This is a genomic window from Mariniflexile sp., assembly GCF_052728615.1.
The window spans coordinates 88,439-112,516 of record NZ_JBFVFE010000003.1; the positions used below are offsets into that span (position 1 = coordinate 88,439).

Sequence of the window (24,078 nt, forward strand, 5' to 3'; positions counted from 1 at the left end):
AACTTTATGAAATTAAGTGCATTTTAGGCACTTTTAACTTTTATACGTTTCAATCTACGCTTAACATTGCCTTGAACCACATAATGATCAATTGTTGGGGCAAACACATTCATTAATAAAATGGCAAGCATGACGCCTTCTGGATACGCAGGATTGAACACACGGATCAATATTGAAATAAAACCTATTAAAAATCCGTAAATCCATTTCCCCCTGTTGGTTTGTGATGCCGTTACTGGGTCGGTAGCCATAAATACAATACCAAAGGCAAGACCACCTATTAATAAGTGGTGCCAATATTGAGTACTCATCAAGCCGTAAAACTTGCTGCTTTGCGTAACCCAACCGGCATCGACAATACTATTGAAAATAAGGCCCATTACTATGGCTCCAATGACTGCAGATAGCATAATACGCCAGCTTCCTATTTTTGTAAAGATCAAAAACAGGCCTCCCAATAAAATCAGCAGGGTTGAAGTTTCGCCAATGGAACCTGGAATAAACCCAAAGAACATATCTGAAATGGTATGGGTCACTGGGTTATTTTGGGCAATACCTCCAAGTATGGTTTCACCGGAAATGGCATCTAAGTTGGCGCCTTCTGCAATCTCCTGTGCTCTTTTTACGGCACCATGGACCCAAACTTTATCGCCACTCATCCAAGTTGGGTAAGAGAAAAACAAAAAGGCCCTAATGGTCAGGGCAGGATTTAAAATGTTCATTCCTGTACCTCCAAACACTTCCTTGCCAATTATAACCCCAAAAGCTATGGCCACCGCAAGCATCCAAAGTGGAATATCGATAGGCACTATTAAAGGCACCAGCATTCCGGTAACTAAATACCCTTCCTCTACCTCGTGTTTTTTAATAATAGCAAATAAAAACTCAATACCCAAACCAACACCATAAGACACAAGGACCAATGGAATAATTTTCCAGAAACCAATAAAGAAATTGTCTAAGGTCCAAAACTCGCTACTGAAAAAGCCTCCGCTAGCCGCTTGAATATCGCCTAAAGCTAAATAGTGCTGATAGCCTGCATTGAACATCCCGAAAATCAAACAAGGAATCAACGCCATAATCACGGTGTTCATGGTTCGTTTCAAATCGTCGGCCGCTTTTATGTGTGTACCATTATGGGTCGTCTCATTTGGTAAATAAAGAAAGGTATGAATTGCGTTGAACGCCGGTGCAAATTTTGACCCTCTATACTTTCTTTTTAAAATATGTAATCTCGTTTTTAAATCCATTATCCTATCTCTTTAAGCATGACGTCTAAACCTTTTCTAATAATTTGCTGATGGGGTTGTTTGGACACACAAATAAACTCAGTAAGTGCAAAATCCTCTGGTGCTACTTCATACATTCCTAAAGATTCCATTTCATCTAAATCCTGGTACATGCAAGCTTTCAGAATTTGCAACGGATAAATATCTAAAGGAAACACTTCTTCATAACCACCTGTTACCACAAAGGCACGGTGCTCACCATTGGTATTCGTATTCAAATCGTATTTTTTATTCGGGTTCAACCAAGAAAATGTCAGTGCTCTGGAAGTGGACACTTTGTCGAAAACAGGTTTTGTCCATCCAAACAACTCATAATCATCTCCTTCAGGAATTATGGTAATAACATTGTTGTAATAATCTAAACTGCCGTTTGGCTTTATTTGTTTACCGCTAAGCACATTGCCACAAATAATACGGTCATGAGCTGCTTTTGAAATACCTTTGTCGTAAATGAGGGTAGCTATTTCACTTCCTATTTTAGTGATAAAATATCGTGGTTTTTCTACTGAAGATCCCGCTAAAGCTACCTTACGTTCCGCATTGAATTTACCCGTTAAAAGCAACTCGCCAATAATTACCAAATCTTGCGCAGCCACCGTCCAAACTACTTCCCCTTTATTAACAGGGTCCACTTTATTGATCAATGTACCCACGTTTCCTGCAGGGTGCGGGCCCGAAACTTTATGTAAAGTAATACCAGACAGACCCGCCAACGGCGAATTGGATTTGGCACTTACAGAAACATGTACTTTGCCCTCGGTTAGTTTACCCAGTGCCTTTACCGCAGCCTGCAATTCGGCTTCTTTTCCTTTTAGGGTAAAATCTAAATCTGCTGCCAAGGGCGCACTTGCATAACCGGAAATAAAAACAGCTTTTGGCGATTCTTCCGGATTTGCAATCACATCATACGGGCGCTGTTTTACAAAGGGCCAACAACCAGAAGCCAATAAATGTGCTTTTAACTCGTTTGGTTTAGCCACATCTAAATTAAACTTACCATGGTCTAGGTAGGTTTGTGTCTTGTCTGCTTGTATTTTAATGGATATTATTTTGCGTTTCTCGCCCCGTTCAATTTCTATGACCTCTCCAGAAACCGGTGAAACAAACTGGACGTTTTCGTTGGATTTATCAAAAAAAACAGGCTCGCCCGCTTTTACTTTAGTTCCTACTTTAGAAATTAATTTAGGTATAACGCCGTGGAAATCATCAGGTCTTAGAGTATAAAAGTTACTTAAAACTGCCCTTTCAATGGTTTTTTCAGCCTCACCCTTAAGTTTAATGTCCAGACCTTTTTTAATGCGAATGTCGTTTGACATATTTTTTTTATTGAAATTAGTTGTCTAAAAATCGGGGCAAATTTACGAATTAAAAATGCAGTTTTCATAATAATTATGCAGAATTTTTACAGGACAAACAGAATATAAATTTTAGGCATTAAATTTGCTATATTTACAAAAAAAACACTATCAAAATGCCATTGTCAAAGCATCCATATCCATTTATTTTACTGCTCTTGCCCACGCTTTTATTTTGTCAGGTCAAAGAAACAAACCCGCCCAGCTTTATTAAAACCATCAATTTTAAAGGCAACACGCCCGAAACACAATTGCCCATTTTAAAATTAGGCGAATATGTGGTTTTGGAATTTGATGCCCTTAACGGAAATGAAGATGATTATTATTATAAAATAGACCATTACAATTATGATTGGACGCCTTCGGTCTTAATGAAATCGGAATTTATGGATGGTTTTGATAACCAACGCATCCGGAATTACGAAAACTCATTCAACACTTATCAAATCTACTCGCATTACCAATTAACCATTCCCAACGAGCAAACCAGACGCCTCAAAGTTTCCGGAAATTACCTTTTAAGTGTTTTCAATAATAATGGCGACCTGGTGTTTTCAAGAAAATTCATGATCTATGAAGACCAAACAGCAGTTGGAGTCAGCATAAAACGATCGCGCGATGTACAGTTTATAGAAGAAAACCAACGGGTTGAAATTATTGTAACTTCCAACAACATCCAGCTCAATAATCCCACACAAACCATAAAAGCGCTTATTGTTCAAAACAATAATTTAAACACCGCCATTTCAAACTTAAAACCGCAATACACCCTTGGCAATCAGCTTATTTACAGGTACGATACCGAAACCAGTTTTTTAGGCGGCAACGAATACCTGTTTTTTGAAAACAAAGATGTTCGGGCAGCCAATACAGGCATCCGCACCATCGATTTACAGGACCTTTACCACAATTATCTGTTTACAAACATAGAACGCGCCAGTAAACCATACACGTACAATCCGGACATTAACGGCAATTATGTGATCACCGTTTTAGATGCTGAAAACCCCAATATTGAAGCCGATTATGTTTGGATACATTTTTCATTAGTGCCCAACGAACGGTTTAAAAACAAAAATGTGCATGTGTACGGTAATTTCAACAATTATGTGATTGATGAAAGCACCCGATTGCTGTACGACCAACGCAGCAATGTTTTAAAAAACGCCATACTGTTAAAGCAAGGGTTTTACAATTACAAATATGTGGTGGTAAACAAGGATGGCAGCTTAAACGAAGGCGCCATAAGCGGTAATTTTTACCAAACCGAAAACAATTATAAAGTCATTATATATTACAGGGATCTAGGGGCACGTTACGACAAGATTATTGGCATTGGCGAAGGCAGTTCGGTTAATATCTCGAACTAAACGCACCGTTCAACTAATATTTTAATCAATCGCGTTAAAATGGGGCGTGTACCACATAAATTTAGTATTTTAGCCCCATAAATATATTGAATATCAATAGTTAACATGGTTCAACAAGTTACAAGAGGCATAAAAATTTCGGTAGAAACCACCTACGAAGGCTCGTTTTATAAAAATTATAAAATACAGTACGCATTTGGTTACACCGTAACTATTGAAAACCAAAGCAAAGATTCCGTGCAACTTAACGCACGCCACTGGGAAATTCTAGACGCATTGAACAATGTAGAAGTTGTTTCCGGCGAAGGCGTTATAGGCAAAAAACCCGTGTTAAAACCGGGCGAATCGCACACCTACACTTCTGGCTGCTTGCTTACCTCGCCATTTGGCGCCATGCAAGGGCATTACAGCATGGTAAACTTTACCACTACCAAAAACTTCAAAGTTACCATACCAACGTTTAAGTTAAGCGCCCCGTTCGCTATCAATTAGTATATCTCACTTCGAGTGTAACTTTTTTTGGGATGTATCCAAAAGTGGGCGCTACCCAAAAGGGTCGCGCTATAGAAAAAACCAAAGAAGCTTTACTCCATGAATTACAAACGATTATGAAGTATTACTAACTAAACGACATTGATTTATAATTCGTTTCCCTATTTTTGCATCACTTATGGCAACAGCAAAAAAAGACATTCGCGCATTAACAAAAGAACAACTCCGGGACTTTTTTGAAAAGCAAGGCGATAAAGCGTTTCGGGGCAATCAAGTGTATGAATGGCTTTGGCAAAAATCGGCGCACTCTTTTGAGGATATGACCAATATTTCAAAAGAAACACGCGAGATGCTAGAAGCTAATTTTGTTATCAATCACATTAAAGTGGACACCATGCAACGTAGTAACGATGGCACGGTTAAAAACGCAGTGCGACTGCACGATGGTTTGATAGTGGAATCGGTTTTAATTCCAACGAAAACCAGAACTACGGCATGTGTATCGAGTCAGGTAGGTTGTAGTTTAGACTGTAAATTCTGCGCCACGGCACGTTTAAAGCGCATGCGAAATTTAAACCCCGACGAAATTTACGATCAAGTAGTTGCCATTGATAACGAAAGCAAACTTTATTTCAATCGCCCTTTAAGCAATATTGTTTTTATGGGTATGGGAGAACCTTTAATGAATTATAACAATGTTATAAAAGCCATTGATAAAATCACGTCTCCAGAAGGCTTGGGTATGTCGCCAAAACGCATCACGGTTTCAACATCTGGTGTTCCAAAAATAATTAAAAAAATGGCGGATGACGATGTTAAATTCAATTTAGCGGTGTCCTTGCATTCTGCCATTGATGAGGTTAGAACATCCATTATGCCCTTCAATGAAAACTTTCCACTAGAAGATTTAAAAGAATCTTTAGAATATTGGTACGCCAAGACCAAACGCAAAATCAGTTACGAATATGTGATTTGGAAAGGAATCAATGATTCTCAAAAAGATATTGATGCCTTTGTGAAATTTTGTAAATATGTGCCTTGTAAGGTTAATATTATTGAATACAACCCTATTGGTGATGGCGAATTTCAGCAAGCATCAAACGACACTTTGGAAAATTATATTTCCTCATTGGAAAAAAACCGCATTGTGGTTAATGTACGCCGAAGCAGAGGAAAAGATATTGATGCCGCTTGTGGGCAATTGGCCAATAAAAGTTAAAAAGAGCCACTTTATGCGGCTCTTATAATATAAAATAAACGTTAAAAACGTTATTTTATTTTTTTATAAATTTTTTAGTGGACTTTCCTTTATCAGAATAAATATTCAGCATATACATCCCCTTATTTAAATCAGATGTGTTTACTTCTTTATCAAAAACTTTTTCAGCAGATATAGTTTTAATTAATCTTCCGTTAATATCTACAATTTCCAACTTAGCTAGGTTAATGTTATCTGACAAAGACAAACGAAGTACATCCTCAACAGGATTTGGATAAATATTGATTATGTTAGAAATAGTTTTAACATCATTATTTATACTCAATAAATCTTCAGTTGCTATAGCTCTCGCTCTATAATCATCAACAAACATAAATGATGACACCGTATTTCCTGTACCTGCATATAATGAAAAATCTACCTCAAATGGGGCAATACCAGCTCCAGAACCTGTAAAACCAATATAAAAACCTGGTCCCTTCCATATAACTTCACCTGTAACAACATTAAATGCTACACCTAACCTAACCCAAACATTTTCAGGTAATATTAAATCTGTGTCAGATGGTCCTAAAAAAATTAAATATGTCCCTAATCCACTACTACCATTAGCATACGCTAATCCTGTTAAAACTTTCGTTTCTGGCAAATAACTAAAACCTGCAATTACAATAGAATAGTCTGAATTATATATTTCCACATCGGCTTCATTTTTACTTGTAGTTGCAGGACCGGTAAAGAAGTTGAATTCAACTTCAACAAAGTTATTACCTAATGTTCGCGAAGCCCAATCCGTTTTTAATCCGTTTTGCCATATGAATCTCGAACCTGTAATACTATTTGATCCAGTAATCTGTAATACATTTCCAAGTGACCCGCCCGAATCAACAATTTGAAAATCAGAATTTGAAGCAGCATTTGCTTGAGTAAACAAACCACCCTGACCCGCCGTAGCACCAGTTACATCTGTACCAACATTGCCAATATTTAGGCCGTCAAAATTCTCATTTTCAAAAACCTGGGCATTTGAAGTGAAAACCCCAAATAACATAAATGTTAAAATAAATAAAGTAATTTTTTTCATAAGCGTATAAATTTTAATGGATTAATAAGTAACAATATATAAAATATTGGCTAGCTTTCATAATTAATAATCCTATTGTAAGCAGTTTGCGATTATTAATGGGATTATTGTAATTTTTTAGTACGTTTGTTGCCATAAAGTATTTTTTTTGATTTGAAAATTGAAGAACAAATAAAAAAACCCATAGCCTTTGAAATGGATCTTTTCGAGCAAAAGTTCCTATTGTCAATGTCCAGCAAAGTGGCTTTACTTAACCGAATTACTACTTATATAGTAAACCGAAAAGGGAAGCAAATGCGCCCGATGTTTGTTTTTTTGGTGGCCAAAATGGTATCGAACGGCGAAATAAGCGACCGTACCTATAGAGGCGCTTCGGTTATTGAACTGATACATACGGCTACTTTGGTACACGACGATGTGGTGGACGATAGCAATAGACGCCGTGGGTTTTTCTCAGTAAACGCCCTTTGGAAAAATAAAATAGCGGTTTTAATTGGCGATTATTTACTTTCTAAAGGATTGCTTTTAAGCATTGACAACAACGATTTTGATTTGCTCAAAATCATCTCCATAGCCGTAAGGGAAATGAGCGAGGGCGAATTATTGCAAATAGAAAAGGCCAGGAAATTGGATATTACTGAAGCTGTTTATTACGAAATTATCCGTCAAAAAACCGCCACTTTAATTGCCGCTTGCTGTAGTTTGGGTGCGGCATCGGTAAAACCAGAATCGCAGCACGTGGAAGTGATGCGCAAATTTGGTGAACTTATTGGCATGGCGTTTCAAATTAAAGACGACTTGTTTGATTATGGTGATGACCAAATAGGAAAACCCACAGGCATTGACATTAAGGAACAAAAAATGACCTTGCCTTTAATTTATGTGCTTAATACGGTTGAAAAAAAGGATAAAGACTGGTTGATCAATTCCATAAAAAACCATAATAAAAACACTAAGCGTGTTAAAGAAGTAGTTGCTTTTGTAAAAGATAAAGGGGGACTGGATTATGCGATTTCCAGAATGAAGCAATTTCAAGAAGAAGCATTGCAAATCTTAAAAACCTACCCGGATTCGGAGTACCAAAAATCCCTTGAGCTTATGGTCAATTATGTTATTGACCGAAAGAAATAAAATGACCCACCAAACCAATTCTTTTACTTTTAAAGAATTCATGTATTTTTGTGCCAATGCAAAACACACTTCAACATTACATTTCGCCCAAGGCCATGCCTCAAGTCTTAAAACTTTTGGAGCACGAGCATTTGGTGGTCAAAATTAAAAACGAGCGCAAAACCCGCCATGGCGACTACATGCGCCTGCCCAACGGAAAGCATCAAATTACCATCAACTCCAACTTAAACGATTATCGGTTTTTAATCACGTTAATCCACGAGATTGCCCATTTTGAAGCGTACAAAACCTATGGCAGATTTATAAAACCCCATGGCATGGAGTGGAAAAAAACATTTCAATACTTAATGTTGCCATTCTTAAACCCGGAAATTTTTCCAAACCATGTATTGCCCTTGTTGGCAAAACATTTTAAAAACCCCAAGGCATCCAGCGATAGTGATGTTAAACTAGCCTTAGCCTTAAAGCAATTTGACGAACCTAATGATAAAACCTTTATTTTTGAAGTACCTTTAGGGCAATCTTTTAAATTATATAATGGAAGAATATTTAAAAAAGGCGAAAAAAGGACCAAGCGGTTTGAATGTACGGAAGTTAAAACAGGAAAGTTGTATCTTTTTAACCCAAATGCCGAAGTGGAACTAATTCCTGCGAAAGCAGGAATCTTATAAATGGTAACGAGAATTTCAATTGAAAAACATTCGCGTATTCGTGGCTTATAAAATTATAAAGAATCAATATTAAACAGATTCCCTCCTTCGAGGGAATGAAAACAGGTTCTGCGAAAGCAGGAATCTTATAAATGGTAACGAGAATTTCAATTGAAAAAAAACCGTATTTGGGATAACTGTTGTAACGACAAAAATTGAACAAAAAAACAAACAGATTCCCTCCTTCGAGGGAATAAAAAAATATGAAAAACAAAAACTATTACGCCATATTAATGGCAGGAGGCGTGGGCTCTCGTTTTTGGCCCATTAGCACGCAAGATTTCCCAAAGCAATTTCACGATATGCTGGGAACGGGCGATACCCTGATCCAAAAAACATTTCAGCGTTTGTCCCTTTTAATCCCCAAGGAAAATATTTTTATATTGACCAACGAGCTTTATAACGATTTGGTTTTTGAACAATTACCGGAAGTTACAAAACGCCAAGTGGTTTTAGAACCCGCTATGAGAAACACGGCACCGTGTATTTTATATGCATCATTAAAAATCCAGAAAGAAAACCCAGATGCTTTAATAATTGTGGCACCCAGCGACCATTGGATTGAAGATGAAGCTACTTTTTCGAAAAATGTGCAACAAGCCTTCGATTTTTGTTCACAAAACAATGCCTTGATGACGCTTGGTATCCAACCAACATTTCCAAATACGGGTTATGGCTATATTGAATTCGATAAAACTTCCGCGAAAGCGATAAAATCGGTCCATCAATTTAGAGAGAAACCAGATTATGAAACCGCAAAGCAGTTTATAGACCAAGGCAATTTTTTATGGAACGCCGGTATTTTTATGTGGAGCGTAAAAAGTGTGGTACAGGCTTTCCAAAACAATCAACCAAAATTGTTCAGTTTGTTTGAAAAAGGAATCAGTGCTTACAATACACATTCGGAAGAAGCATTTATAAAGGAAAATTATCCGAAAGCCGAAAACGTATCGGTAGATTATGCCCTAATGGAAACCTCTAAAAACGTGTATGTGATTGCTGCGGAATTTGACTGGAACGATTTAGGCACCTGGGGCAGTTTGTATGATAAGCTCAATAAAGACAGCAATGAAAATGCCGTGGTAAATGCCAGAACCTTGGCCGAAGATGCCTCAGGCAATATGATACGTACCAAAAAAGACAAAATAGTGGTAGTTGATGGTTTGCAAGATTATATTATTGTAGATAAAGAAGATATTCTGCTTATTTACCCCAAAACCAAAGAACAAGATATTAAAAAAGTGCTCCAAAAAGTAAAAGACAAGTTTGGGGTGCAGTACGGGTAGTTTAGTGTTCAGTTTACAGCATCAATATTCAGTAAAAAAACAGTGGATTTATTTATATCCGTGTTTCGAATCAGGACAGGATAGTGGCTAATTTTTAAAAAATAAAAAGCTTCCCTTCACGATAGCATTAAGCGCGCTAAAGACAAAGAATTAAAAACCTGGCTAAAAAAACAGCTTAAAATAGACACGTTGCTCATTGAAAGATAAATTAAAAAGGTTTTAGTCTTTATTAAAATTCTGTGTAGAGAAATTTTGTTTTTATTTCCAAAAAGCGGATGCTTTTTGGCTTAAAGAAACATGATGGAAAAATTAATCCACACTAGAAAAGTGCAAAAAAACTGAAACTTTATTTAGATAATTTGGCAACTGAAAGTAAAATTGATTTATCCCTTCTCCTCAATATACATTTGCCGGACTTTTTTCATCAGTTCAGAAGAATAAACGAAATCGGTCACCACCTCATTGTCTGTTTTAAAAATGGTTTTATTGGAGCCTTCCCAAGCCTTAAACCCATTTTTTAAAAACACAATCTTGTCGCCTATTTCCATTACCGAGTTCATGTCGTGCGAATTTATTACGGTCGTAATATCGTATTCTTCGGTTATTTCCCTTATCAAGTTATCTATAACTATGGCCGTTTTTGGGTCTAAACCAGAGTTAGGCTCATCGCAAAACAAGTATTTTGGTTTGTTTACTATGGCCCTGGCTATGGCTACGCGCTTTTGCATGCCCCCTGAAGCTTCACTTGGTTTTTTGTTGTGCGCATCAGACAGATTAACACGGTTTAAAACAAAGTCAACACGGTCTTCCATTTCACTTTTACTCTGTTTGGTAAACATGCGCAAAGGGAACATCACATTTTGGGCAATGGTCATGGAATCAAATAAAGCACTTCCTTGAAAAACCATTCCTATCTCGCTACGTAAATCGCGCCTTTCATCTTCTGATAATTTAGAAATTATTTTTCCATCATACGAAATACTTCCTTCTTCATAAGAGAACAACCCTAACAAACATTTTAAAAACACCGTTTTACCAGATCCACTTTGCCCTATAATTAAATTGGTTTTTCCTTTCTGAAAAGTAGTACTGATGCCTTTTAAGACTTCTATATTACCGAACGATTTGTGTAAATTTTCAACTTCAATCATTAGCTTAAAAGCATTTGGGTTAGAAAATAGTTTAAGAAAATAATTACAACACTGGTCCATACAAACGATGTGGTACTTGCTTTGCCTACCTCTAGCGCGCCACCTTTCATATAGTAACCATGAAAAGCGGGAATGGTTGCCAATACAAAGGCGAACACAAATGTTTTTATAAAGGCATAGGTAACATGAAAAGGGATAAAATCTGTTTGGATGCCATAAATATAATCTTCCAACGTGCTAAAACCGCCATATACAGAAGCTGCCATACCACCAAGTATGCCCAGAAACATACCAATAGCAATGGCAAAAGGGTAAAGCATTAAGGCCACTGCTTTTGGAAAAACCAAATAGTTTAATGAGTTGATGCCCATGACTTCCAAAGCATCAATTTGCTCTGTAACTCGCATGGTGCCAATACTAGAGGTAATATACGAGCCCACTTTTCCTGCCATGATAATGGAGGTAAAGGTTGGCGCAAACTCTAAAATAACCGATTGCCTGGTAGCAAATCCTACTAAATACCTAGGAATTAACGGGTTGCTTATGTTTAATGCTGTTTGAATTGTAATTACCCCTCCAACAAAAAAGGATATAAAAGCAATAATGCCCAAAGAACCAATAACCAAATCATCAATATCCTTAAATATTAAGTTTTTCATCACAGACCACTTGGTGGGTTTGCGGAACATTTCAGCTATCATTAAAAAATAAGCACCAATATTATGTAGATAGGTCATAACCAATTTTAATACCGCTAAAGTAAAAAAAAGTTAGAGGTATTTAACTTTAATTTTAAATTAAGATATTTTTAAAAGCCGTATTTTTGAAACAAATACAATATAGTTATGTTAAAAAATGTAATTTCCGGTTTACTTGGGCTTTTCTTGGTATTTTCTTGTCCAGCCCAAAACAAGATAGTTTCAACTAAAAGTGCAGATTCCAATAGCAAACCAAGGTTGGTGGTTGGTATTGTAATCGACCAAATGCGGTATGATTATTTAACGCGGTTTTATAACAAATACGGCGAAGGTGGTTTTAAACGTATGATGAACGAGGGCTTTAACTGCAAGAACAACCATTACAATTATGTGCCTACTTATACAGGCCCAGGGCATGCATCGATTTATACAGGTACAACTCCAAAATACCATGGTATAATCGCTAATGATTGGTACGATAAAGAGATTAAGAAAAGTGTGTATTGTACCGGTGATGATAGTATGAAATCTGTTGGGACCAACACTGAAGATGGACAAATGTCTCCACACCGAATGAAAACCACCACTTTTCCTGATGAAAACCGCCTATTTACACAAATGCGTGGTAAAACCGTTGGCATATCCATAAAAGATAGAGGTGCTATTTTGCCTGCGGGCCATACCGCAAACGCAGCCTATTGGTTTTATGGAAAAGATAAAGGCTATTTTATTAGCAGCACATTTTACATGGACACTTTGCCTAATTGGGTAAATGAATTTAACAACTCAAATGTTGTAGCATCCTACTTAAAACCATGGAATACCTTATATAACATTGAAACTTATACTGAAAGCGGAAACGATTTAAATGATTTTGAAGGCGGTTTTAAAGGAAAGGAAACCGCAAGTTTTCCTTATGACTTGAATGTTTTAAAAGAAAAAAATGGAGGCTTCGATATTTTAAAAGCAACGGCTTATGGCAATAGCATTATAGCAGATTTTGCAATTGCCGCATTAAATGGCGAACAATTGGGGCAAGACAACATGACCGATGTGTTGGCCGTAAGTTTTTCAAGCACCGATTATGTGGGGCATAATTTTGGGGTAAACTCCAAAGAAATTGAAGATACTTACATTCGATTGGATAAAGATCTAGAACGTTTGTTTAAAGCACTGGACACCCAAGTTGGTAAAGGAAATTATACCGTGTTTTTAACCGCAGACCATGCCGCAGTAGAGGTGCCTTCGTATTTACAAAGTGTGAAAATACCAGCTGGTTATATAGATTCTAAAGCTCAAAAAAATAGGTTTACTGAATTTATGGAAATTAAATTTGGAACGTCCGACTTAATTGAAAACGTAAGTAACAACCAAGTGTTTTTAAACAGAGCGAAAATTGAAGAACTGGATTTGGATTTGGATGATGTGCAAGAAGCCCTAGTAAACGAAATAATAATGTATCCTAATATCGACAAAGCTTACACGGCAACAGCCATGAGCTCCCAAGAGTTTAATACTGGAATTGAAGCTTTATTGCAAAAAGGCTTTAACCAAAAACGTTCCGGCGATGTGCTTTTTGTTTACGATCCTGCTTTTATTTCCTACGGAAAAACAGGTTCTACACATGGCACGGGTTTAAATTACGATACCCATGTGCCCTTATTTTTCTTCGGAAAAGGCATAAAACATGGCCAAACCTTGCAAAAAACCGAGGTAACCGATATTGCTCCAACCATGTCGGCACTTTTAGGCATCAGTTTTCCTAACGGCGCCATTGGGCAACCATTAGAATTTGTATTGGATTAATTTGAACAAAAGAGCGAAATATACCGTACTGGCTTTATTGATTGTGCTTACAGTTTATGGTTACGGGCATTTTTTAAAAACTGAAGAAAAGGCTGAAATTGTAAATGCAGGTGAAGAAATAAAGCAAAACACCAACGCATATTTTTTACCAACAAGTACTACGGGGCAAATTGTACACCACGAAGGCTATTCGCTCTCTTATAGCGAACCACACGAACAAGCCGAATGGGTAGCTTACGAATTAAAAAAGTCGCATTTATTGAACACCCATTTTAAGCGCCCTTATTTTGAGGTAGACAAAGCGGTTAAAACAGGAGCTGCAGATTGGCGGAATTATAAAAACTCTGGTTATGACCGCGGCCATTTATGTCCTGCAGCCGACAGAACCTACAGTAAATTCGCATACGATGAAACTTTTTTAACCAGTAACGTTACCCCACAAGAACACGCCTTTAATTCTGGTATTTGGAATACTTTAGAACAAAAAGTAAGATATTGGGCCAGTAAATATGATGGTGTTTTTGTGGTTACGGGTGGTATTTTAAAAGGAAACATGAAAACTATTGGAAACGAAAAAGTGGCAGTTCCCAACCAATTTTATAAAGTGTTGATGGATGCAAATTCGGGTAAAGTAAAAATGATAGCATTTTTGATGCCTCATGAAAATTCAAGTAAACCGTTGTATGAATTTGTTGTTTCGGTGGATTCTATCGAAAAATTAACGGGGATTGATTTCTTTCCGCAATTGGAAGATGCTTTAGAAAATAAGCTGGAAGCTTCTAGTAGCTATAAGGATTGGAGTTTTAAATAGTATTGAGATCGAGACCTCACAGGTTTTAAAAACCTGTCAGGTCTTTTATTGGAATTTATTTTTCATGCCTTTCCAACGCAATTCCCGAATAAAATTCCCTTCTTCTTCAGTTACCAAAAAACCAACCTTGTTCTTTTTTGCTTTAAAATAACCTGTCAAATAATCTTTAAACAGACCAAAACTCCCTTTTTTATAGGCTAATTTTAAAGCCGAAATAAAGGTAATTACAAAACCATAACGCATTTTATACATGGCTTCACCTTGCAAATATTTTGAGGCTTTGTTATAACTAATCCCTGTAGGTTTTAAATGTTTTACATGTAAAGATTCGTCTGTTAGTATGTCCCAACCATAAAATTTAGCAAGTAATTCATCAACCGTATCCCAACCCATGGAAGGTTTTAATTTTCCAATCTTTAAAAAACATGTTTTTCTGTACGCTTTTAAAGCGCCTCGAATATGGTCCTTGCGTGTTAAATTTTCCAATACCCATTCCCCATTTTTTTCAATGTAACAAAACCCAGATGCCATACCTAGTTTTTTATTGACATTAAAATGAATCGAAAGTTGTTTTAAATAAGTATTTGGAAAAATTAAATCGGCGTCAAACTTACATAATACATCATAATGCGCATCTAAAGTTTCATAACCTTTATAAAACGCATTGATGATTTTTGAACCCGGTAAATGTTCGTTTGAAGATTTTGAATTGATTAATTGAATCCACGGATGTTTCGCAGCATAGCTTTCAACAATATCTTGGGTACTATCCGTTGAATTATCATTTACCACCACCACCCGTTTTGGCTGAAGTGTTTGGTTTATTAAAGAATCTAAAGTTAAACCAATAGAGCTTTCTTCATTATGAGCGGGAATGATGATGTAAAAGTTCAAAGTTTAAAGTTTAATATTCAAAGTTAAACTCTTTCCGCATAAACAATATAATATCTAGGGGTAAACCAACGCAACATAGGCCGGATACCCATTTTTTTCGTGGGGTTTGTCCATTTTTGACGGTCTATTATTTTCCAACCCGCTTTTTCCAATAACCAATCGAACTGCCAATCTTCAAATTCGTGGTAATGTCTATCAAACATATCCGATTTACTTCTATAGGCTGAAGAAAACCATAATCTTAAAGGTACGCTAGCAACTAATTTATCGGCTTTTATGGATTGAAGTACGGTAAAAGGTGATAATAAATGTTCGAAAATCTCAAACGCAGTAACTACTGTAGCGTCAGATTTTGTAATATTAGATGTATCAAAATCCAAATCTTCACCTTTCGTATTTACTACAGAATAACCATGTTTGACCATAATATCCGTAAACGGATTTACAACGCCCAAATCTAAAATAGTTTCGGTTTTAGGAACATGTTTTTCTAAAAATTGAATAGTATGCTTAAAACGTTTGTTAGGAAAAGTTTTTTCGTACATGAACTAATTGTATTTTTTCATGCGGTTCATATTATTTTTTTAAGGAATTTTAATTTAGAACTTGTTTAGGCATCCAAATAGCGCTTTCTGAAATCACTCATCACATTTTTTTATGATTCCGACCCTCTCCTTTATCCAATCTGTTCTATTCCAATATGTATGGCCCTTTGTTGCTCAATGGTTAGACCGTCCCATTCGTTAATCTCACTTTTACTATTGATGAGATTTATGGGTGTTCCATATACTTCTTCTAACCTACTTTCTTTTAAAGAATCCAGTTTTATGAATAGATCAAGTTTTATTTCTGACGCATTCATTATTCTTATATTTAAAGTAAAGTTAAAAATAAAGATTACTATTAAGTTGAGTAAATGACAAAAAATAGCTCATACTTCAAAATAATCAGTATTGTTTGGACCCCTCCGCCTGCGGCACCTCCCCTTGAAAAAAGGGAAGGACTTATCGAGGGCGCTTTTCCTTAAACTATTCTGTTATAAATTGATGATTTGATTTATGACTAAATAACTTAATGACCCCAGTAACTGTTCTCTCAATATTTATAAGCAATGGCATTGATATGCATACCGGCACCAACGCTTGCAAATATAATCACATCCCCTTTTGTAAGACTATGGTTTTCCAATTTATTGTTTCTAACCAAATCAAAAAGTGTGGGTACGGTAGCTACCGAACTGTTTCCCAGTTTTTGAATGCTCATGGGCATGATACCTTCAGGAATCTCGGTTCTATAAAGTCGGTACAAACGTTTTAAAATGGCTTCATCCATTTTTTCGTTGGCCTGATGCAAAAATATTTTTTTCACGTCTTTAATGTCTAAACCACAATTATCTAAACACGTTTTTATGGCTTGAGGCACATGAACAAGGGCAAATTCGTAAATTTTACGGCCATCCATTTTTATGTATCGGGTGTCTTTGCTCAAATTTTGGTTGTTAGAGTTTCCAAAATATAAATAATAGGCTTCATCATAAGTGAAACTTGATGTTTCATGGGCCAAAATACCACCTGCTTCCTCAGTAGCTTCAATAATAGTAGCTCCAGCCCCATCAGAAAAGATCATGGAATCCCTATCGTGCTTGTCAACAACCCTAGACAGTGTTTCAGAGCCTATAACCAAACAGCGTTTTGCCATACCCGCTTGAATATAGGCCTTTGCCTGAATGACTCCTTCAATCCATCCCGGACACCCAAACAGAATATCGTAAGCCACACATTTGGGGTTTTTAATGCGCAAACTATGTTTTATTCTTGCAGCTAAACAAGGCACCAAATCGCTCTGGTTCATGTTATATTTAACATCTCCAAAATTATGGGCCACAATAATATAATCAATCGTTTCGGGATCAATTTTAGCATCGTTTATGGCTCTTTCGGCTGCAAAAAATCCTAAATCGGAAGAGTTTAAATGCGCTTTAGCATAACGCCTTTCAGCAATACCCGTAATGGCTTGGAATTTTTCAATAATAACCTCGTTGGGGGAGTTAATTACCGTACCATCGTTATTTAAAAATGTATGTTCGTAAAAAGCGGTGTTTTTTTCAATGGTATCTGGTATGTAGCTTCCAGTACCTGTAATTTTAATGTTCATAAAAAGAAATTTTGCCTTTTTTAATCACCCATAAAATTACAGGTTTTTAACAAAAGGCACATTTTAAAATTCGGTTGTTTTACGACGTTCAACGCCTATTTAAGCTTGGGCATAAGCCTCGATTGGGGCACAGGAACAGATTAAATTTCGGTCTCCATAGGCATCATCCACGCGTCTTACACTTGGCCAAAATTTATTGTTTCTTACATAGTCCAAAGGAAATGCAGCTTCTTCACGTGAGTATGGAAAATACCATTCGTTGGCCGTTATCATTTCTAAAGTATGCGGAGCATTTTTCAAAACATTATTTTCATCATCCTTTGATGCCTTATCAATTTCTTTTTTAATGGAGATCATGGCGTCACAAAAACGATCCATTTCAGCTTTGCTTTCGCTTTCCGTTGGTTCAATCATCAAGGTTCCTGCCACGGGGAAGGATACCGTTGGCGCATGAAAACCGTAATCCATCAAGCGTTTTGCAATATCAGTAACTTCAATGCCATGGGCTTTAAAAGGGCGGCAATCCACTATCATTTCGTGTGCTGCACGTCCGCGTTCACCGGAATAAAGCGTATCAAAACTACCTTGTAAACGGTACTTGATATAATTGGCATTTAAAATAGCGACTCTGGTAGATTCCGTCAACCCTTCAGCGCCAAGCATTTTAATGTAGCCATAGGAAATTAAGCATACTAAAGCAGAACCATAAGGCGCTGCAGATATGGCGGTAATAGCTTTTTCTCCACCAACTTTTACAATAGGATTTCCGGGTAAAAACGGCACTAATTGTTTAGCAACACAGATGGGACCAACACCAGGACCACCACCACCATGAGGGATGGCGAATGTTTTATGCAAGTTTAAATGGCATACATCGGCACCAATATTTCCAGGGTTTGTGAGACCTACTTGAGCGTTCATGTTGGCGCCATCCATATAAACCTGCCCGCCATTATCATGGATAATTTTGGTAATTTCCTTAATAGCAGATTCGTAAACACCGTGCGTAGATGGATAGGTAACCATTAAACACGATAAATTATCTTTGTGCAAAATGGCTTTTTCACGTAGATCGTCCACATCAATATTTCCTTCGGCAGTCGATTTGGTTACAATCACTTTCATACCCGCCATAACCGCACTTGCAGGGTTTGTGCCATGTGCCGAGGATGGTATCAAACAAATATCCCTATGCCCTTCGTTACGAGATTCATGGTACGCTTTAATGACCATTAAACCTGCATATTCGCCTTGGGCGCCAGAATTTGGTTGTAAAGACGTGGCAGCAAAACCAGTGATTTCGGTCAATTGATCTTCCAATTCCTTTAAAACGGTTAAATAGCCTTGCGCTTGTTTTTTAGGTACAAACGGGTGGATATTAGCCCATTTGAAAATACTTAATGGTAGCATTTCTGATGCTGCATTGAGCTTCATGGTACAAGAACCCAACGAAATCATGGAGTGGTTTAAAGCCAAATCCTTATGCTCTAATGATTTTATATAACGCATCAATTCGGTTTCAGAATGGTACTGATTGAAAACATCCAGTGTTAAAAAATCGGATTGTCTTTTTAATGATTCCGATATATTATTACTTTCTGAAATTGAGGCAATTATGACGGTTTCTTTTTCAGCACCTTCAGCAAAAACGGAAATTAAATAATTGACGTCCCTTACCGAAGTAGTTTCATTTAAGGAAACAGTGACCGTTTCGCTATCCGGATAAAACAAATTTACCTTTTTGGCTTTAGCAATCTTCTTTATTTTTTTAGAATCGGTTTTTATCTGAAGCGTGTCAAAAAACGAGGTATTTATTTGATTGTATCCTAAAGTCTTTAAAACAGTAGCTAATGTAGAAGCTGTATTATGCACTTTATTGGCTATAAATTTCAAGCCTTTTGGCCCATGATACACTGCGTACATACTCGCCATAACGGCCAATAGAACTTGGGCAGTACATATATTTGACGTTGCTTTATCGCGCTTTATATGTTGCTCGCGGGTTTGTAGCGCCATACGCAAGGCACGGTTGCCATTAACATCTTTGGTAACGCCAATAATACGTCCCGGAATATCGCGTTTGTACGCTTCCTTGGTTGCAAAATAAGCGGCATGTGGTCCGCCATAACCCATCGGGATCCCGAAACGTTGGGTAGTACCAACAACTACATCGGCACCAAATTTACCAGGAGCTTCCAATTTAACCAAGCTTAAAATATCGGCAGCTACGGCTACTTTAATTTGGGAATCATTCGCTTTGCTTATAAATGTTTTTATATCGGTTACTTGGCCATCTTTTCCCGGATATTGAAGAATGGCTCCGAAAAATTCTGAAGAAAAATCAAAAGTTTCTTCATTCCCAACAACCAATTCAATGCCAATGGGCGTCGCTCTGGTTTGTAGTAACGACAACGTTTGGGGCAGTATATTTTCAGAAACAAAAAACTTGTTAACGTTATTTTTCTTCTGGTCACGTTCGCGAACAGCAAACAACAAACCCATAGCTTCCGCCGCAGCGGTACTTTCATCAAGAAGCGATGCGTTGGCAATTTCCATTCCTGTAAGATCCATCACCATGGTTTGGTAATTTAAAAGTGCTTCCAAGCGGCCTTGGGCAATTTCCGCTTGATAAGGCGTGTAGGCCGTGTACCAACCCGGGTTTTCGAGAATGTTCCGTTGAATGACAGCAGGCATTATGGTTGGGTGGTACCCTAAACCAATATATGTTTTATAAGCTTTATTGAGTTTGGATAATTCGTGAATATGAAGTAAATATTCATATTCCGTCATGGGCTCCTCTAAATTCAAGCCATTTTTTAAACGGATATCGTTGGGAATGGTTTGGTAGATCAACTGGTCCAATGAGTCCACTCCAATGGTTTTCAACATACTTTTTTGGTCGTCCTCTCTGGGACCAATATGACGTAATGCAAACGCGTTTGTATTCATTAAGCTGTAATTGTTTAATAATTTTGCAAAAATAAGCAATAATAAACGTGTTTTGTTGAATAAAATGTAAAGTTTTTAACCGTTTGAAACCGTTATTAACAGTTTGCTTAATTTTGCTGAATGAAGATGTTGAAGCAGCTTTTCAATTTTTACATAAATAGTAGTATCCATGTGGCTTTATCGGTGTTTTCGTTAACATGGATAACACTTTCGGAGTATGGTTTGCTTTCAGATAAAACCATATTGTATTTCGTGTTTTTCGCCTCCATTTCGGGTTATAATTTTGTGAAGTATTTTGGAATGGTAAAACTTCATCATAGAAATTTGGCAAGCTGGCTAAAAGCCATTCAGGGTTTTTCAATCTTCAGCTTTTTGGTTATGTGCTATTACGCCAGTCAATTAAACATGGGCACGTTATTTTTTATTGCTGGATTCGGACTCATCACTTTTTTTTACGCCATTCCTTTTTTTCCAAAGCATGTGTTTTTAGGCCCTCAACATAATTTAAGAAGTGTAGGCGGATTGAAAGTGCACTTAATAGCATTGGTTTGGACAGGTGTTACCGTATTTCTTCCTGTAATAAACAACCATTATGATTTGAATGTTGAGGTTATGGTTACGGCGATTCAGCGATATGTTTTTATTGTCGTTTTAATGTTTCCTTTTGAAATTAGGGATTTACGCTACGATAGTTTAAAACTTGCCACCATTCCACAGAAAATAGGTGTAAAACAAACCAAAATAATTGGTGTTTTGTTATTGCTGGTATTTTTTTTCTTAGAGTTTCTTAAAAATGAAATAAGTACTGGAAATATTTTCATTTCGGCACTTTTAACGATTATAACAAGTTTGTTTTTAGTGTATTCCAAAAAAGAACAAGGAACATATTACAGTTGTTTTTGGGTAGAAGGATTGCCCATTTTGTGGCTTTTATTGGTGCTTATGTTTAGTTGATTGGGGTTTCTTTAATAGCGCTATCCAAATCCAACCTCATTTTTTCTTTGCAATTTTTATCCAGACACTCAATATGCGCTTTTTTAATGGTTTTTGTAAGCTTCGTGTTGTTTTTAGTGTACTCTCTGCAAGCCCTACAATAAATTAAATGGATGTTCAGTTTTATTTTTTCACATAACGTCGCATTTTTATACTGTGTTTTATCACACACATGGTTTGCTTCATCACAAGGAATTACAATTTTAATTTTATTGCCCATTATTTAAACCAATTTTCTTTTAAGCATGCTGCCATAGCGGTTCTGGCTCTATGGATAATTACCCAAAGGTTAGACGCCGTAATATTAAGTTCATTACAAATAACTTCAGTTTCATAACCTTCAATGGTTTTCATTTTAAAAACCTCTGCCTGTTTTTCTGGCAATTTGCTCAAACAATTAAAAATGGCATCCCCTAGTTCACTGTTTTGCATGGTGTCTTCGGCAGTTTTATCAAAGGGGTCTGCAACACGTTCTTCCAACCAATCACCTTCACTTTCAGAATCGTCATTATAAGTGATCCGTACTTCGGCTTTTCCCTTTTTTGAGTTTATTTTGCGGTAGTGGTCAATAACCTTTCGCTTCAAAATAGAAATCAACCAGGTGCGTTCACTGGCTTCACCTTTAAAATTTTTCATGGATTTTAACGCAGCCAAAAACGTGTCCTGCACCAAATCCTGCGCAATCTCTCTATCACTAACGCGCGAAATGGTGTAGTTGTAGAGGTAATCAGAGTATAAATCGACCCATTTATTTGGATTAATTTCATGGTTGGACATATAGCAAACTTTTCTTTTTTCAAAAATAAGGTAAAAATGTGAATAAATTTATAAATCATTTTTGGGCGTTACCACAAGTGTCAAGCTTTACGCTATATCTTTTTTGCTTTTAATGGCAAAAAAGGATGCAGCTACAAATGCGAAGCATTAACGATTTCCAAATCAACAATAAAATATATGAGTAATCCTTAACGCAATACCAGTTTTCAATTAAAGCGCACAACTATTAAACAGATTGTAAAGTTCCTTTTTGAACCGACACCGAAGAGCCATCAACAAAACAAGTTGAAACGTGCTTTAGGTTTTTAAACGTTTTGGGTAACAGATTGAGGAGTTCTTTGTCAAAATACGATGTATCTAAATTATAAAGCTTCCAAGGTTTATGGTGTATTTTATATTGCAATGTTTCACTTTTTTTATTCTTTATAAACGCTACATATCTATCAACTACAAAATGTTCTAAGCTATTTTTAGTCAATTCGTCAGTTACCAAACTACCTTTTGCACCTGTTTTCGAACCCTTAAACTTATACTCTAAAGCAATTTCATTGTCTTTAATAAATTTATTGTAAGTAATATTTTTAAAATGATAAGGTTCGTTATAGAATATATTTGCAACAAGAGTAATTAATGGTTTTGGAGCAAATTCTTTTATAAAAACGACTCCTTTAGTGTTGTCAATTTTAGATTTCACATAGTACCTGAAGTTTATTTGTCCGAAGTTTTGATGCATAGGGACTTTAAAACCAAAAAAACTCACTTTTGAAAATGTAAAAGCTACCATACTCAAAATTGCTTTATTCTTAAAAAAGTCTATTTCGGTGTCCTTAGGCAAATAAGGTTCAAGAATGGCTTTGTCTATTTGAAAATTGGTGATGATTAAATCTTCCCAATGTCCTCGCATGAATATATTAGTTTGTTTCATCTTGGTTTGGTTTTCTTAGTAAATAAGTGATATTTAAATGAATGAAGGCTAATAGTATGGAGGTAACAATAACTATCATGAATAAAGCATCTTTATAATACAACACGCCAGTAAATGATATAATTGTGATAATCAGAATAGTTGCAGTAGCGACACTATAGATGAGGAATTGTGTTTTACCACTTTTGTCTAAACTACTATGATTGTCTGCTATTATTAAATACATAATGAGTTGAATAATTCCTAAAACAATCAAGAACATCAACCCAAAATAAGGTATAATGAAAAGAATAGCATTTATGATTACTAGCCATTTGTTAGTTTGATATAAATATTTCATATTATTATGTTTTTAAACTTTCAGAAATTTTTGAAAGTATATTTTAAATTTTTTTAGGTAAACAATTTCAATAACGATTTTGTAATCCAGTTTTGTTCTTGGCTCACAAGTTTGTTAATTATAGCATCAGCATTTTCGGTTAAATCGTGTAATGCTTTGGTTTGCTTGATTAATTCCTTGGTTTTTTCAGTGCCATCATCATCAATCGATGACACATCCTTTAACACTTTAATTACGGGTTTAATTTCTCTTCTGCTTCGCTCTTTAGCAACAATTCTAGCTAATTCCTGTACATCTTTTTCAGTAGAGAAATATTCTTTACGTTCACCCGGAATTAGCTCTTTGGTAACTATACCCCAATCCATTAATTGACGTAAATTCATGCTCGTGTTTCCACGTGAAATTTGAAGCTCTTCCATAATTTCTTCCATGGATAAGGGCTTGGTTGAAATAAAAAGTAATGCCTGTATTTGAGCCATGGCTTTGTTGATGCCCCATAGCGTACCTAAACTTCCCCAAGTACTTATAAATTTTATTTTTGCTTCTTCGTAATTCATAGTACAAATATATAATAAGTTTTAAACTTTCAATAATTATTGAAAGTTTATTTTGTCGATATAATTTGTAAGTCAATAGTTTTCTTT

The 24,078-nt window shown here is 36.3% G+C and carries 24 protein-coding genes; 9 read left to right on the top strand and 15 right to left on the bottom strand.

Annotated elements, in window-relative coordinates:
- Window positions 1-23: 23 nt before the first annotated feature.
- The gene (locus tag ACU1LP_RS02480) at window positions 24-1,250 is read right to left on the bottom strand and encodes an NADH:ubiquinone reductase (Na(+)-transporting) subunit B (protein ID WP_445732340.1); all 1,227 of its coding nucleotides are present in this window, start codon (window positions 1,248-1,250) and stop codon (window positions 24-26) included.
- Window positions 1,250-2,605 (bottom strand): Na(+)-translocating NADH-quinone reductase subunit A, encoded by a 1,356-nt coding sequence (locus ACU1LP_RS02485; protein ID WP_445732341.1) that lies wholly within the window; start codon window positions 2,603-2,605, stop codon window positions 1,250-1,252. The genes ACU1LP_RS02480 and ACU1LP_RS02485 overlap by 1 nt, the downstream gene beginning before the upstream one ends.
- Window positions 2,606-2,760: 155 nt before the next feature.
- On the opposite strand from ACU1LP_RS02485, the gene ACU1LP_RS02490 reads away from it, so the two are divergent.
- From ACU1LP_RS02490 to rlmN, 3 genes are all read left to right on the top strand, one after another.
- Window positions 2,761-4,014 (top strand): type IX secretion system plug protein, encoded by a 1,254-nt coding sequence (locus ACU1LP_RS02490; RefSeq protein WP_445732342.1) that lies wholly within the window; start codon window positions 2,761-2,763, stop codon window positions 4,012-4,014.
- A gap of 105 nt (window positions 4,015-4,119) precedes the next feature.
- Window positions 4,120-4,506, top strand: a complete 387-nt coding sequence (gene apaG / locus ACU1LP_RS02495; RefSeq protein WP_445732343.1) for a Co2+/Mg2+ efflux protein ApaG — start codon at window positions 4,120-4,122, stop codon at window positions 4,504-4,506.
- Window positions 4,507-4,684: 178 nt separating this feature from the next.
- On the top strand, window positions 4,685-5,725 hold the full coding sequence (gene rlmN / locus ACU1LP_RS02500) for a 23S rRNA (adenine(2503)-C(2))-methyltransferase RlmN (RefSeq protein WP_445734223.1): 1,041 nt from the start codon (window positions 4,685-4,687) through the stop codon (window positions 5,723-5,725).
- A gap of 55 nt (window positions 5,726-5,780) precedes the next feature.
- Here the strand turns inward: rlmN and ACU1LP_RS02505 are convergent, their stop codons facing one another.
- Complete coding sequence (locus ACU1LP_RS02505) at window positions 5,781-6,809, bottom strand: T9SS type A sorting domain-containing protein (protein WP_445734224.1); 1,029 nt, start codon at window positions 6,807-6,809, stop codon at window positions 5,781-5,783.
- 153 nt (window positions 6,810-6,962) lie between these two features.
- Here ACU1LP_RS02505 and ACU1LP_RS02510 point away from each other — a divergent pair, with 153 nt between their 5' ends.
- The 3 genes from ACU1LP_RS02510 (at window position 6,963) to ACU1LP_RS02520 (ending at window position 9,936) form a co-directional block, all read left to right on the top strand.
- Window positions 6,963-7,940: a polyprenyl synthetase family protein gene (locus ACU1LP_RS02510; protein WP_445732346.1), complete on the top strand. Its 978-nt coding sequence runs from the start codon at window positions 6,963-6,965 to the stop codon at window positions 7,938-7,940.
- 56 nt (window positions 7,941-7,996) lie between these two features.
- Window positions 7,997-8,611 carry a SprT-like domain-containing protein gene (locus ACU1LP_RS02515; protein WP_445732347.1) on the top strand — a complete coding sequence of 205 codons (615 nt, stop codon included), beginning with the start codon at window positions 7,997-7,999 and terminating at the stop codon, window positions 8,609-8,611.
- A 242-nt stretch (window positions 8,612-8,853) separates the two neighbouring features.
- The gene (locus tag ACU1LP_RS02520) at window positions 8,854-9,936 is read left to right on the top strand and encodes a mannose-1-phosphate guanylyltransferase (protein WP_445732348.1); all 1,083 of its coding nucleotides are present in this window, start codon (window positions 8,854-8,856) and stop codon (window positions 9,934-9,936) included.
- A gap of 383 nt (window positions 9,937-10,319) precedes the next feature.
- On the opposite strand, the gene ACU1LP_RS02525 is transcribed toward ACU1LP_RS02520, so the two are convergent.
- Together ACU1LP_RS02525 and ACU1LP_RS02530 are read right to left on the bottom strand one after the other, a co-directional pair.
- Window positions 10,320-11,087 (bottom strand): ABC transporter ATP-binding protein, encoded by a 768-nt coding sequence (locus tag ACU1LP_RS02525; protein ID WP_445734225.1) that lies wholly within the window; start codon window positions 11,085-11,087, stop codon window positions 10,320-10,322.
- The gene (locus tag ACU1LP_RS02530) at window positions 11,087-11,824 is read right to left on the bottom strand and encodes an MlaE family ABC transporter permease (RefSeq protein WP_445735472.1); all 738 of its coding nucleotides are present in this window, start codon (window positions 11,822-11,824) and stop codon (window positions 11,087-11,089) included. The genes ACU1LP_RS02525 and ACU1LP_RS02530 overlap by 1 nt, the downstream gene beginning before the upstream one ends.
- Window positions 11,825-11,932: 108 nt before the next feature.
- Between ACU1LP_RS02530 and pafA the strand changes: the two genes are divergently transcribed.
- On the top strand, window positions 11,933-13,591 hold the full coding sequence (gene pafA, locus ACU1LP_RS02535; RefSeq protein ID WP_445735473.1) for an alkaline phosphatase PafA: 1,659 nt from the start codon (window positions 11,933-11,935) through the stop codon (window positions 13,589-13,591).
- 1 nt (window position 13,592) lies between these two features.
- A complete protein-coding gene (locus ACU1LP_RS02540; RefSeq protein ID WP_445732436.1) occupies window positions 13,593-14,402 on the top strand; it encodes a DNA/RNA non-specific endonuclease in 810 nt (269 codons plus the stop codon).
- A gap of 45 nt (window positions 14,403-14,447) precedes the next feature.
- Here the strand turns inward: ACU1LP_RS02540 and ACU1LP_RS02545 are convergent, their stop codons facing one another.
- The 5 genes from ACU1LP_RS02545 to gcvP form a co-directional block, all read right to left on the bottom strand.
- Complete coding sequence (locus ACU1LP_RS02545; protein WP_445732437.1) at window positions 14,448-15,296, bottom strand: glycosyltransferase; 849 nt, start codon at window positions 15,294-15,296, stop codon at window positions 14,448-14,450.
- A gap of 23 nt (window positions 15,297-15,319) precedes the next feature.
- Window positions 15,320-15,841, bottom strand: coding sequence for a methyltransferase (locus ACU1LP_RS02550; RefSeq protein WP_445732438.1), 522 nt, complete (start codon window positions 15,839-15,841; stop codon window positions 15,320-15,322).
- A 131-nt stretch (window positions 15,842-15,972) separates the two neighbouring features.
- Window positions 15,973-16,158: a hypothetical protein gene (locus tag ACU1LP_RS02555; RefSeq protein ID WP_445732439.1), complete on the bottom strand. Its 186-nt coding sequence runs from the start codon at window positions 16,156-16,158 to the stop codon at window positions 15,973-15,975.
- Window positions 16,159-16,391: 233 nt separating this feature from the next.
- Window positions 16,392-17,450: a 3-oxoacyl-ACP synthase III family protein gene (locus ACU1LP_RS02560; RefSeq protein WP_445732440.1), complete on the bottom strand. Its 1,059-nt coding sequence runs from the start codon at window positions 17,448-17,450 to the stop codon at window positions 16,392-16,394.
- A 99-nt stretch (window positions 17,451-17,549) separates the two neighbouring features.
- Window positions 17,550-20,399 carry an aminomethyl-transferring glycine dehydrogenase gene (gene gcvP, locus ACU1LP_RS02565; RefSeq protein WP_445732441.1) on the bottom strand — a complete coding sequence of 950 codons (2,850 nt, stop codon included), beginning with the start codon at window positions 20,397-20,399 and terminating at the stop codon, window positions 17,550-17,552.
- A 120-nt stretch (window positions 20,400-20,519) separates the two neighbouring features.
- On the opposite strand from gcvP, the gene ACU1LP_RS02570 reads away from it, so the two are divergent.
- Window positions 20,520-21,353, top strand: coding sequence for a hypothetical protein (locus ACU1LP_RS02570; RefSeq protein ID WP_445732442.1), 834 nt, complete (start codon window positions 20,520-20,522; stop codon window positions 21,351-21,353).
- On the opposite strand, the gene ACU1LP_RS02575 is transcribed toward ACU1LP_RS02570, so the two are convergent.
- The 5 genes from ACU1LP_RS02575 to ACU1LP_RS02595 form a co-directional block, all read right to left on the bottom strand.
- Window positions 21,346-21,612, bottom strand: a complete 267-nt coding sequence (locus tag ACU1LP_RS02575) for a hypothetical protein (protein WP_445732443.1) — start codon at window positions 21,610-21,612, stop codon at window positions 21,346-21,348. The genes ACU1LP_RS02570 and ACU1LP_RS02575 overlap by 8 nt on opposite strands.
- Window positions 21,612-22,169 carry a sigma-70 family RNA polymerase sigma factor gene (locus tag ACU1LP_RS02580; RefSeq protein WP_445732444.1) on the bottom strand — a complete coding sequence of 186 codons (558 nt, stop codon included), beginning with the start codon at window positions 22,167-22,169 and terminating at the stop codon, window positions 21,612-21,614. Before ACU1LP_RS02580 ends, ACU1LP_RS02575 begins: the two co-directional genes overlap by 1 nt.
- A gap of 226 nt (window positions 22,170-22,395) precedes the next feature.
- On the bottom strand, window positions 22,396-23,094 hold the full coding sequence (locus ACU1LP_RS02585) for a DUF2071 domain-containing protein (RefSeq protein WP_445735474.1): 699 nt from the start codon (window positions 23,092-23,094) through the stop codon (window positions 22,396-22,398).
- Complete coding sequence (locus ACU1LP_RS02590) at window positions 23,081-23,434, bottom strand: hypothetical protein (protein ID WP_445735475.1); 354 nt, start codon at window positions 23,432-23,434, stop codon at window positions 23,081-23,083. Before ACU1LP_RS02590 ends, ACU1LP_RS02585 begins: the two co-directional genes overlap by 14 nt.
- A gap of 53 nt (window positions 23,435-23,487) precedes the next feature.
- On the bottom strand, window positions 23,488-23,991 hold the full coding sequence (locus tag ACU1LP_RS02595) for a GbsR/MarR family transcriptional regulator (protein ID WP_445735476.1): 504 nt from the start codon (window positions 23,989-23,991) through the stop codon (window positions 23,488-23,490).
- Window positions 23,992-24,078: the final 87 nt, after the last annotated feature.

Bases quoted from the DNA above. Each gene is read 5' to 3' on its own strand.
- rlmN (WP_445734223.1), top strand. From the start codon at position 4,685: ATGGCAACAGCAAAAAAAGACATTCGCGCATTAACAAAAGAACAACTC.
- ACU1LP_RS02585 (WP_445735474.1), bottom strand. From the start codon at position 23,094: ATGAAACAAACTAATATATTCATGCGAGGACATTGGGAAGATTTAATC.
- ACU1LP_RS02530 (WP_445735472.1), bottom strand. From the start codon at position 11,824: ATGACCTATCTACATAATATTGGTGCTTATTTTTTAATGATAGCTGAA.
- ACU1LP_RS02555 (WP_445732439.1), bottom strand. From the start codon at position 16,158: ATGAATGCGTCAGAAATAAAACTTGATCTATTCATAAAACTGGATTCT.
- ACU1LP_RS02515 (WP_445732347.1), top strand. From the start codon at position 7,997: ATGCAAAACACACTTCAACATTACATTTCGCCCAAGGCCATGCCTCAA.
- ACU1LP_RS02560 (WP_445732440.1), bottom strand. From the start codon at position 17,450: ATGAACATTAAAATTACAGGTACTGGAAGCTACATACCAGATACCATT.
- ACU1LP_RS02550 (WP_445732438.1), bottom strand. From the start codon at position 15,841: ATGTACGAAAAAACTTTTCCTAACAAACGTTTTAAGCATACTATTCAA.
- ACU1LP_RS02580 (WP_445732444.1), bottom strand. From the start codon at position 22,169: ATGTCCAACCATGAAATTAATCCAAATAAATGGGTCGATTTATACTCT.
- ACU1LP_RS02590 (WP_445735475.1), bottom strand. From the start codon at position 23,434: ATGAAATATTTATATCAAACTAACAAATGGCTAGTAATCATAAATGCT.
- ACU1LP_RS02525 (WP_445734225.1), bottom strand. From the start codon at position 11,087: ATGATTGAAGTTGAAAATTTACACAAATCGTTCGGTAATATAGAAGTC.
- ACU1LP_RS02570 (WP_445732442.1), top strand. From the start codon at position 20,520: ATGAAGATGTTGAAGCAGCTTTTCAATTTTTACATAAATAGTAGTATC.
- ACU1LP_RS02520 (WP_445732348.1), top strand. From the start codon at position 8,854: ATGAAAAACAAAAACTATTACGCCATATTAATGGCAGGAGGCGTGGGC.
- gcvP (WP_445732441.1), bottom strand. From the start codon at position 20,399: ATGAATACAAACGCGTTTGCATTACGTCATATTGGTCCCAGAGAGGAC.
- ACU1LP_RS02485 (WP_445732341.1), bottom strand. From the start codon at position 2,605: ATGTCAAACGACATTCGCATTAAAAAAGGTCTGGACATTAAACTTAAG.
- apaG (WP_445732343.1), top strand. From the start codon at position 4,120: ATGGTTCAACAAGTTACAAGAGGCATAAAAATTTCGGTAGAAACCACC.
- ACU1LP_RS02490 (WP_445732342.1), top strand. From the start codon at position 2,761: ATGCCATTGTCAAAGCATCCATATCCATTTATTTTACTGCTCTTGCCC.
- ACU1LP_RS02480 (WP_445732340.1), bottom strand. From the start codon at position 1,250: ATGGATTTAAAAACGAGATTACATATTTTAAAAAGAAAGTATAGAGGG.
- ACU1LP_RS02505 (WP_445734224.1), bottom strand. From the start codon at position 6,809: ATGAAAAAAATTACTTTATTTATTTTAACATTTATGTTATTTGGGGTT.
- ACU1LP_RS02595 (WP_445735476.1), bottom strand. From the start codon at position 23,991: ATGAATTACGAAGAAGCAAAAATAAAATTTATAAGTACTTGGGGAAGT.
- pafA (WP_445735473.1), top strand. From the start codon at position 11,933: ATGTTAAAAAATGTAATTTCCGGTTTACTTGGGCTTTTCTTGGTATTT.
- ACU1LP_RS02575 (WP_445732443.1), bottom strand. From the start codon at position 21,612: ATGGGCAATAAAATTAAAATTGTAATTCCTTGTGATGAAGCAAACCAT.